This window comes from Psychrobacter sp., assembly GCF_018260395.1.
GTDB lineage: Bacteria > Pseudomonadota > Gammaproteobacteria > Pseudomonadales > Moraxellaceae > Psychrobacter.
The window spans coordinates 1-9,067 of record NZ_JAGLBC010000097.1 but is presented as its reverse complement, the minus strand read 5'-3'; the positions used below and the strand labels follow the sequence as shown (position 1 = coordinate 9,067).

The following is a 9,067-nucleotide window of genomic DNA, read 5'->3' as shown; positions in this document are numbered from 1 at the left end:
TTATCACGCTTTAATTTATAGGGTTTTTATTGTAATGAAGCCATTAATTTGTTAAAATTGTCCGCTTTAATTTACACACAAATGTAATATTCCAATTTGGTGTTACGACACATTGCAAAATATTTTATGCTTATGATTAATGTTTTTATAACAATGTATCAGATAGCTTAAAAGCATAGACCAGGTTGGCTGCTCTGGTAATTGCAATATGTCAACTAACTATTATGCTAGCCAATGGATAGTCTCAGATCCATAATGGCTAAAATAGGAAGACTTAGAATTTGCCATAATTAATAGGGTTCATTTACTTGTAACCCTCGACCCATGGCAATTTAGAAGCGTTGTGTTATTTTACAAATAGAATTTTGCGTCAGCCAGTTTATACTATAAACTACTGATTTTTATATTCATCAGTAATTATTACTGAATCCTACTTTAGTAATTAAACTCTACCAAGGAGACATCCGTGGCTAACTCAGCACAAGCTCGTAAACGCGCTCGTCAAAACAATACTCGTCGTCAACACGCTGCATCACAGCGTTCAATGATCCGTACTTACATCAAGAAAGTAGATGCTGCTATCCTTGCTGGTGACTACGACGCAGCTACTGCAGCTTACAATAAAGCTGTACCTGTAATTGATCGTTTGGCTGACAAAGGCGTTATTCATAAGAACAAAGCAGCTCGTCATAAGAGCCGCTATAATAAAGCAATTAAAGCACTTAAAGCTTAATTGATTCGTTATAAATAAAAAAAGGCCCCTATCTTATTACGAGTTAGGGGCCTTTTTAATTTAGCAGATATTGACAATTAGATGAATAGGAATTCAAATCACAATCAAACTTTGTGTCGATACTTGAAAATTTTCACCACGCCAGATCAAATTCGCGGTAGCTTCTTCAAACGGTTTATTATCAAACCACAAAAACATCCCCTCCATCATCTTTGGCCAATCATCCCATGTGATCTCTTTACTTTGTAGCATAACTCCTAAAAATGCTGCCAACAAAGTATCATGACTTACTGCCAATGACAAATGACCTGGCTGAGGTTGACACTGATATAGCAAGAATAGAAGGTCTAATGCACCTTGCTTAGCAGGTTTAGTACTGCTTGATACATTCTGTAAAAATGCATTAATAAAATTTAATGCCCCTATCTTTTTAAACTCTTCATTGGCTTGCTTGGCATTGATGACTAAACTACCTGGCTCAACCAATAAGGGTTGGTGAACAATTGGCTGACTAACCCCTGCTCCTTCCTGCATTAGTTTGGCGGTATCAACACAGCGCCAAATCGGACTAGCGATACTGTGCGTGTCCATAGAGTAAGGCAAATTATCACCAAGCCATCGTCCCCATGATTTTGCTAGCACTCTTCCTCGAGGCGTAAGCGGTAGGTCATAACTGGCAAAACCCTTACCGTTTGAAGGCTCTCTTAAGGAATGCCTCGTAAATAAGATTAAACGCTCATCACTATTTGGTAAGTGTTTGACCGAGTGCAGCATACTTGGGGGCAAATGCGCAGGCGCAGGGGTTCTGACAGGAGGCTTCCTATTGCTTGTATTTGACACCGTACCACTCATAAGCTTAGAGTCGTCAAATTCAGGCTGAAACCTTTGACCCTTTAATGGTTGCTTAGATTCATCGATAGCTGTACCTACTATATTATTGGGTATAGTGCCAAACTTAGACTCAGTATTAAGTTCAAGTTGCGGTGATTTAGTCGTATCATTTATTTTTTTTGTCATATCTCTACCGTATCAAACTTCGACCACCTTCGACCAATTAAACTCTAATTGAGTACTGCTAATTTCCCCAGGATAAGCTCTTGGATTTACGATAACCCGAGTTTTACCTTCTTGATAATCAAAAGCTTCATGGGTATGCCCATGTAACCATAATTTCGGCGCCCAAACTTGATGCATCCATGAGCTTAAATCCGTTACAAATGCTGCATTGCTAGGCAGACCCGCATATTTTGGTGACACTGATCTTGGTGTAACGCTATGATGAGTCATAACGATTACTGTCTTACCTTCCTCATAAGCTTCAATTAAAGCCTGCTTTAACCAAGCACGATGTTTATGATGAATTTCTATAGATACCTCTGGTGAGAATAACTGATGCCCTGACATGATTTGGCGGTAATCTCGCATAAAAGTCATCACCAAATCTCTAGTCTCCGCTGTAGCTTCAAACTCATAGTCTGTCCATAAAGTACAGCCAAGCAAACGAAACTCACCAATATCGATATGCTGACATTGAAGAAATTTCAACCCCTTAAAGCCACTTTCATCAAAAGTATCCCACTTCTTAAGCTTTTCATCAAAAGACTGGACATCTTCTGAGAAGTACTCGTGATTACCTGCAATGGTAAACAAGGGTTTATTATTTAACTCAGCTTGTTGCTGTAACCAGAGCATACCTGTGTCACTATTAGCGGTATCTCCAGCTACTAAAATGACATCTGCATCGGTAGATACAAGACTACCTAATGGCAATTGACGCTTTTCATAGCTATCGATATGAAGGTCACTTAATACTTGTAGTTTCATAGGATCTTATTAATAAAATTTATGTGATATTCTAAATGTTAGGGGTCTAAGCTTAACCGCAAGCTATATTCTATGCCGCTTCATAGTCCCTATGATGTTATAAAAGATATCTTTTCTAATTTAGTTTAAACTTGCTAAGATCTGTGTCATTTTATCAATGGGATTTTGGGCTTGAGTGATTGACCGACCAATGACCAGATAATCAGATCCATTATGTATGGCCTGACTTGGCGTGCAAATGCGCTTTTGGTCATCCGCCGAGTCATCTGCCATACGTATTCCTGGGGTGATTAATCTAAACGAGTGACCGCACAGCTGCTTTAATCGCTGCGCTTCTTGAGCAGAACATACGACCCCATCAAGTCCCGCCTCTTTGGTCAATAAGGCTAGTTGCTCAACTTGTTTTGTCACTGATGTATCAATTCCTATACCCTTAAGACCCTCTTCTGTCATAGAAGTTAAAACGGTAACCGCAATCAATAAGGTATCATGTCCTGCCTGTTGTAAGCGCTTTTTTGACTCTTGCATAGCTAAAAGTCCAGCACTAGCATGAACATTAACCATCCAAACTCCCATATCAGCTGCTGCTAATACTGCTTGAGCAGTTGTATTAGGAATATCATGAAACTTTAAATCCAAAAACACTTCGAAACCACGGCCTTGTAATTCATTGACAATTTTAGGTCCACAGTAGGTAAATAACTCTTTGCCTACCTTGACACGACATAAACGTGGATCTAGCTGATCGGCTAAGCTTAATGCCTCATTCAATGAGGGTTTATCAATGGCTACAATGATAGGTGAAACAGGTGAAATTAAATCAGTTTTGATAGGTTGATTCGATTGATGAAGTTGGGTCACAGTGTCTCCTAACTAGTATAGATGCAATAAATAAGGCTATTTCAAAAGTGGATTGTTTTTTGGGTAATTACTAAATTTTCGTAGTCAGTAATTCGTAGTCAGTACTAAAAATTAGTTTAATTCTGTATTTTTTAAACAGTATATAGTAGCCCTCATAAAATCGCTAAATTTATAGACTGCTATTTTATTATTTTATTTAGAATCTTTGTTTAGTACCTTTTTTTAGAACTTTTTATTTAAAATCATTTATTCAAAACTAGGGCGTGTCCCTATTTGGATTATGAGGCTGAAAATAAGATAGATTTTTGTCAAACACGAATAATTTCCAAGATAATATAGCCATATTAGCTAGAAATTAGACACAGTTTGGCGAAAATATAGCCATTTTTAGACCATAACTTATTTAATTTGCAAATAGGGACACGCCTTAAGTATCAACAAAAAAAACGACCCTTAGGTCGTTTCTGAAAAATCTTACTATCAAGTATATTCAACTTGAACAATCAAATTGTGTCAATACCTTCTATCGAATAACCGTAGTATCTGTTGGATTGACATGGGTTTGAGGATCGATATATGTTGTGTCTTCTATTGTTGGAACTTTTGTCAATCTTTCAAGCTCAAGATTAGATTGAGCTAACTTTTCATGAAGTTTTTTGTTTTCTTTACTCAAACGGCTAATTTCCCACTTGTTCTGAAATACTTTGAACAACAATAACGACAATAACATTCCAGTCAATATACCAAGGAATAAACATAAGATTAGAAGCAATCCTAAATTCATTGCAGGCGCATGAGAAAATAATAAGTTCACAGCAATTTCACTGCTATTGGTTAAAACTAAGCCTAAAGAATAACCAAATACTAAAAATAATAATATAATAAGTACAAAGCGCATAACCACCTCCAAATAATGAAAATTTAATTTAAATAAGTATATTGCTATATATGTAGTCTTATTAAATAAACTAATAAAATGGATTATAACGTTATATGCCTAATTGTTGATAGCATTGATTAAGTTTAAAAACAAATTTATGACAGATTATCGCTTTTATAACTTGCAATAAATAGCTGTATTACAAGTAATGGTTATCAATGGGTCATTTTTTTGATACTATGCGTGTTAATTTATGATAACTATACCCCTTTATATTTAAACAGGGGTAACTATCCTTTCCAGTGGTCATTAATTCAATTGATTCTATCAAAAATTAAACTTATAGAGACAACTACTATGCTACCGCTGGCTTGTTTTTTTGGTAACTGTTATATAGAAATTTAAGGACTTTATATGAACTTATTTATCCAAGCAGCTCATGCTGCAGAAGCTCCGGGTGGCACTGCTATGATTATGCAGTGGATTTTTCCACTAGCTATCTTTGCCATCTTTTATTTTTTAGTCATTAGACCACAATCTAAACGAGCCAAAGAGCACCGTAATATGGTTGATTCATTAACTGCGGGTAGTGAAGTAATCTTCGCTGGTGGTTTAATGGGAAAAATTAAATCAATTGAAGGTGACTATGCGATAGTAGCCCTTAATGATAAAACCGACGTCAAGATTCAGCGTGCTTCTGTAATCTCTGTATTGCCAAATGGTACCATTGACGGTTTGTAATGATAGATGGCTTGTAATATCAATATTATGATCCATAAATAGTATTAAATTTAACTTTATTCCTGTCACTGCTACACCTTTAGTTCTAAGGCTAACGAATATTTGATAAATTAACTCGTGAGCTAAATTAGTAGGTTCTATGCTTATGCAGGATGCTAAAGTTAAATCTTAGGTTAAAATGTCTTATTTTTTAAATTAATTAGAGTGCACTACATACATAAATTTTGTCATATTACTTGATAAATTTTATGACAAGATATGGTCATATTCAGATATCTAAATTGCGAAGTTTAATCAAAAGTTGTTTCGCATAATTGCAATTAACTATATTGAGCTTGTTATATAAGCGACAAACTATGATTGTTATAGTTAATTACTGAGTCTTTTTGTTTTAAAATTAATTTTAAGAAGATTATTTTTTAATTAAAAGAGATGATATAAACCGGCTCAATAGTTCGTTTTATATGCTTTTAAATATCGTATATTGTCAATAGTGTAGCGTACTACTGTTACCTTCCCTCAAGTGAAGAAGCTACTATGCATTACCCTGCCTGGAAATATTTCTTAATCGTTACGGTGCTTATTATCGCTGGGCTTTATGCTCTGCCAAACTTATACCCTGATGAGCCTGCGGTACAAATTACCAGTGCCTCAGCCGGTACAGAGCTGACTAACGAGGTGCTTACCCAATCGGAACAACTTCTGGATAAAGCCGGAATAGCTTATCACGATCCTACTTTTTCAAATAACAGTGCCCTACTGCGAGTTGAAAATGGAGCTGAGCAGCGAAAGGCTCAAGAAGTACTACGCCAACAACTTGGTAATGACTATGTTGTGGCATTGAACTTAGCTCAAACTACCCCTGAATGGCTGCGTAACATCGGCGCTAAACCGCTGAAGCTTGGTCTAGATTTACGAGGTGGAGTTCGCTTTGTTCTTGAAGTTGATATGAACAAAGCGCTTGAACAACGCCTTAAAACTACTAGCAATGATGTACGTAGCAGCTTACGTGGTGAACGTATACCTGTGAAAGGTATTAACGTTATTAATCAAGGTCTATTGCTACATTTTAAGGATACTGACCTACGCGATAAAGCGCAGCGCATTATACATCGTGATCAAGGTAATCAGTTTGAAATGCAAGCTTCTATGGACGATCAAGGTCCGGCTTTGCGCTTGAATTATAATGCATCAACTTTGAAAGAAATCAACGAATACGCAGTGGGTCAAAACTTAACCACTTTGCGTAATCGTATTTCTGAATTAGGGGTTTCTGAAGCTTTAGTTCAATCTCAGGGCAGCAATCGTATTGTAGTAGAATTACCTGGTGTTCAAGATACGGCTGAAGCTAAGCGTGTACTTGGTCGTACTGCCAACCTAGAGTTCCGACTAGTTGCAGATGAAAACGCAACGTACTCTGGCGGCGTACCCCCAGCTGGAACCGAAGCTTTCCCTTATATGTCATTAGATGGCCCACCATCGCTCTTAAACCGTCAACCTATATTGACCGGTGAGAAGGTACAAGGTGCGACTTCTGGATTAGATGAAAATGGTTCACCTGAAGTTAATATTACTTTAGATACTGCTGGTGGTAAGCTCATGCAAAATGCTACCAAAAATGCAGTTGGTAAACAGATGGCGGTACTGTTTATTGAAAATAAACAAAAAGTTGACTATAAAAAAGACCCAAAAACTGGGGAAACAGTTGAAGTTCGTACACCTTATTCCGAAACCAAAATCATTAGCCAAGCTAACATTCAGGCGGTATTAGGGTCTTCTTTCCGTATTACTGGTTTAAACAGTAATGCTGAAGCTAGCGAATTAGCTTTATTACTTAGATCCGGTGCTCTTGCAGCGCCAATGTACTTCGTTGAAGAACGTACCATTGGTCCTTCACTTGGTCAGAAAAATATTGATGATGGTTTATTTTCAACCAAGGTTGGCTACTTTTTAGTTTTCTTATTTATGATTATCTTCTACCGCCTATTTGGGGTCATTGCTAACGTTGCTTTAGCCTTTAACTTGGTCATTATGGTAGCTGTATTGTCTATCTTAGGTGCGTCATTAACTCTACCAGGTATTGCAGGTATTGTATTAACTATTGGTATGGCGGTTGATGCCAACGTTCTGATTTTTGAGCGTATACGAGAAGAGATTGCTGAAGGGGTAAGACCTAAGTCAGCTATCGTCGCTGGTTTCGACCGTGCCTTTAGTAGTATTTTTGATGGTAATATAACCACCTTATTGGTAGCTATTATCCTATTCTCTATTGGTTCTGGCCCCATCAAGGGATTTGCTATTACCCTTGCCATTGGTATTCTAAGCTCTTTATTTACAGCTATCGTTGTAACTCGCGCTTTGGTACATCTAATTTATGGCAATCGTAAATCTGTCGACAAACTGAGCATAGGCTAGGAGAAAACAATGTCTACTAATAATAATGACAATCGAAATTCAAACTCTGGAATGCCGGACAGCTCATCATCTAAATATGTAGAAGGTGGTCGACGTCAAAAACATGGTCCACGCCGTGATGGTAAAGGTAATAATACTACGTTAATAGCGCCAAAAGACAATTTAAACAAAGCAGAGCGACCCACTTCTGAACCAGATGAGATTTATGAAGATGAAGCTTCTTTAGCAGAAGGCGGTATTAAGGCAGTTGGGACTAAGCACATAATTCCATTTATGAAGCTTGAAAAGCCAATGGCTATCTTTTCGCTTTTGATGGTATTAATTAGTATCGGTGCTTTATTTATCAATGGTTTAAATTTGGGCTTGGATTTTACAGGAGGTGTCTCTACTGATGTTAAGTACGAAAAGCCTGTTGAGCAAGTTGAAGTTATTCAATCCCTTGAAAAATCAGGTTATAACGATGCTGTTGTACAGTATCTAGGTGGTACAACTGAGTTATTGGTTCGCCTACCCCCTCAGTCTGATAATGTTGAAGGTTTGAATGAAAGTCTAGGTAAAGCATTACAACTACCTAATAATAAAGCAAAAATTAGTAATGTTAATATAATTGGTAGCCAAGTAGGCAGTGAAATCTACATAGGTTCCATCATTGCAATTTTGACCGCACTGTTAATGATGATGCTTTATGTGGCTGTTCGATTCCAGTTCAAACTTGCTGTGGGCGCTTTATTATCGTTGGTACACGATACTATTGTAACTTTAGGATTCTTTGCATTATTCAAGCTACCTTTTGATTTGACAGTATTAGCCGCTATCCTAGCACTGATTGGTTATTCCTTGAACGATACCATTGTTGTATTCGACCGTATTCGTGAGAACTTTAGAAGGGTTCGAAATGCAACTACCAAGCAGATTGTTGACTTGTCACTAACAGAAACTTTACGTCGTACTATCATGACAGTTTCAACAGTTATGGTGGTGGTGCTGGCTATGTTATTCCTAGGTGGTGACGGGCTATTCTGGTTCTCAGTTGCATTCTTTATAGGTTTAATTGTAGGTACTTATTCTTCTACCTACATTTCAAGCTCTATTCCATTAGCTATGGGATTATCACGTGATGACTTTGTGGTAAAAGTTAAACCTGAGTTCCAAGAAGAAGTAGTCACCTTTAATGATCCCAAATCTTTTGAAGATTAATATAGTTTGATTTTTAAAAATCTATTGAAGTTTTAGAAAATTATGATTTAAAACCATTAAACTTATGAATTTATGAACTCATTTTTGAATCGTTCTAGGATCTCAAAACTTTGTATATACCAAGCTTAATATATGAAACAATAAAAGCACCTTAGGGTGCTTTTTTGTTGTATAAAATACCTATACTATTTTACATTTCATTTTAAGCTATTAAATACAATATAAGTATCGAGCTATGAATAATATCAAACCTGCTCCATTAGATTTGAGCTATCGCCATATTATTGCGATAGCCGCACCTGTCTTAATCGCCAATTTGGCCATGCCACTTCAAGGGGCAATAGACATCGGTGTGGTCGGGCATTTTCCCAAATCCTACCATTTAGCAGGACTCGGGATCGCCTCACAGCTTTGGC

8 protein-coding genes and 1 pseudogene are annotated in these 9,067 nt (G+C 37.0%); 5 read left to right on the top strand and 4 right to left on the bottom strand.

Features of this window, described 5'->3' with window-relative positions; all coding sequences use genetic code 11:
- Nucleotides 1–466 precede the first annotated feature (466 nt).
- Complete coding sequence (rpsT, locus tag QZ265_RS07970; protein WP_296405081.1) at nt 467–733, top strand: 30S ribosomal protein S20; 267 nt, start codon at nt 467–469, stop codon at nt 731–733.
- Between the two features lie 93 nt (nt 734–826).
- Here rpsT and QZ265_RS07965 read toward each other — a convergent pair whose 3' ends face one another.
- From QZ265_RS07965 to QZ265_RS07950, 4 genes are all read right to left on the bottom strand, one after another.
- A complete protein-coding gene (locus QZ265_RS07965; protein ID WP_296405086.1) occupies nt 827–1,585 on the bottom strand; it encodes a histidine phosphatase family protein in 759 nt (252 codons plus the stop codon).
- 177 nt (nt 1,586–1,762) lie between these two features.
- Nucleotides 1,763–2,557: a metallophosphoesterase gene (locus QZ265_RS07960; protein WP_296405079.1), complete on the bottom strand. Its 795-nt coding sequence runs from the start codon at nt 2,555–2,557 to the stop codon at nt 1,763–1,765.
- Between the two features lie 120 nt (nt 2,558–2,677).
- A complete protein-coding gene (gene pyrF / locus QZ265_RS07955; RefSeq protein ID WP_296405084.1) occupies nt 2,678–3,373 on the bottom strand; it encodes an orotidine-5'-phosphate decarboxylase in 696 nt (231 codons plus the stop codon).
- Nucleotides 3,374–3,941: 568 nt separating this feature from the next.
- The gene (locus tag QZ265_RS07950; protein WP_296405077.1) at nt 3,942–4,316 is read right to left on the bottom strand and encodes a lipopolysaccharide assembly protein LapA domain-containing protein; all 375 of its coding nucleotides are present in this window, start codon (nt 4,314–4,316) and stop codon (nt 3,942–3,944) included.
- 396 nt (nt 4,317–4,712) lie between these two features.
- On the opposite strand from QZ265_RS07950, the gene yajC reads away from it, so the two are divergent.
- From yajC to QZ265_RS07930, 4 genes and pseudogenes are all read left to right on the top strand, one after another.
- Nucleotides 4,713–5,039 (top strand): preprotein translocase subunit YajC, encoded by a 327-nt coding sequence (gene yajC / locus QZ265_RS07945; protein WP_296405075.1) that lies wholly within the window; start codon nt 4,713–4,715, stop codon nt 5,037–5,039.
- Between the two features lie 537 nt (nt 5,040–5,576).
- Nucleotides 5,577–7,454: a protein translocase subunit SecD gene (gene secD / locus QZ265_RS07940; protein WP_296405073.1), complete on the top strand. Its 1,878-nt coding sequence runs from the start codon at nt 5,577–5,579 to the stop codon at nt 7,452–7,454.
- 51 nt (nt 7,455–7,505) lie between these two features.
- The gene (gene secF, locus QZ265_RS07935) at nt 7,506–8,651 is read left to right on the top strand and encodes a protein translocase subunit SecF (RefSeq protein WP_296405083.1); all 1,146 of its coding nucleotides are present in this window, start codon (nt 7,506–7,508) and stop codon (nt 8,649–8,651) included.
- 235 nt (nt 8,652–8,886) lie between these two features.
- Nucleotides 8,887–9,067: pseudogene (locus tag QZ265_RS07930) on the top strand (MATE family efflux transporter); the annotation flags it as partial.

Bases quoted from the DNA above. Each gene is read 5' to 3' on its own strand.
- QZ265_RS07965 (WP_296405086.1), bottom strand. From the start codon at position 1,585: ATGAGTGGTACGGTGTCAAATACAAGCAATAGGAAGCCTCCTGTCAGA.
- QZ265_RS07960 (WP_296405079.1), bottom strand. From the start codon at position 2,557: ATGAAACTACAAGTATTAAGTGACCTTCATATCGATAGCTATGAAAAG.
- QZ265_RS07950 (WP_296405077.1), bottom strand. From the start codon at position 4,316: ATGCGCTTTGTACTTATTATATTATTATTTTTAGTATTTGGTTATTCT.
- yajC (WP_296405075.1), top strand. From the start codon at position 4,713: ATGAACTTATTTATCCAAGCAGCTCATGCTGCAGAAGCTCCGGGTGGC.
- secD (WP_296405073.1), top strand. From the start codon at position 5,577: ATGCATTACCCTGCCTGGAAATATTTCTTAATCGTTACGGTGCTTATT.
- secF (WP_296405083.1), top strand. From the start codon at position 7,506: ATGCCGGACAGCTCATCATCTAAATATGTAGAAGGTGGTCGACGTCAA.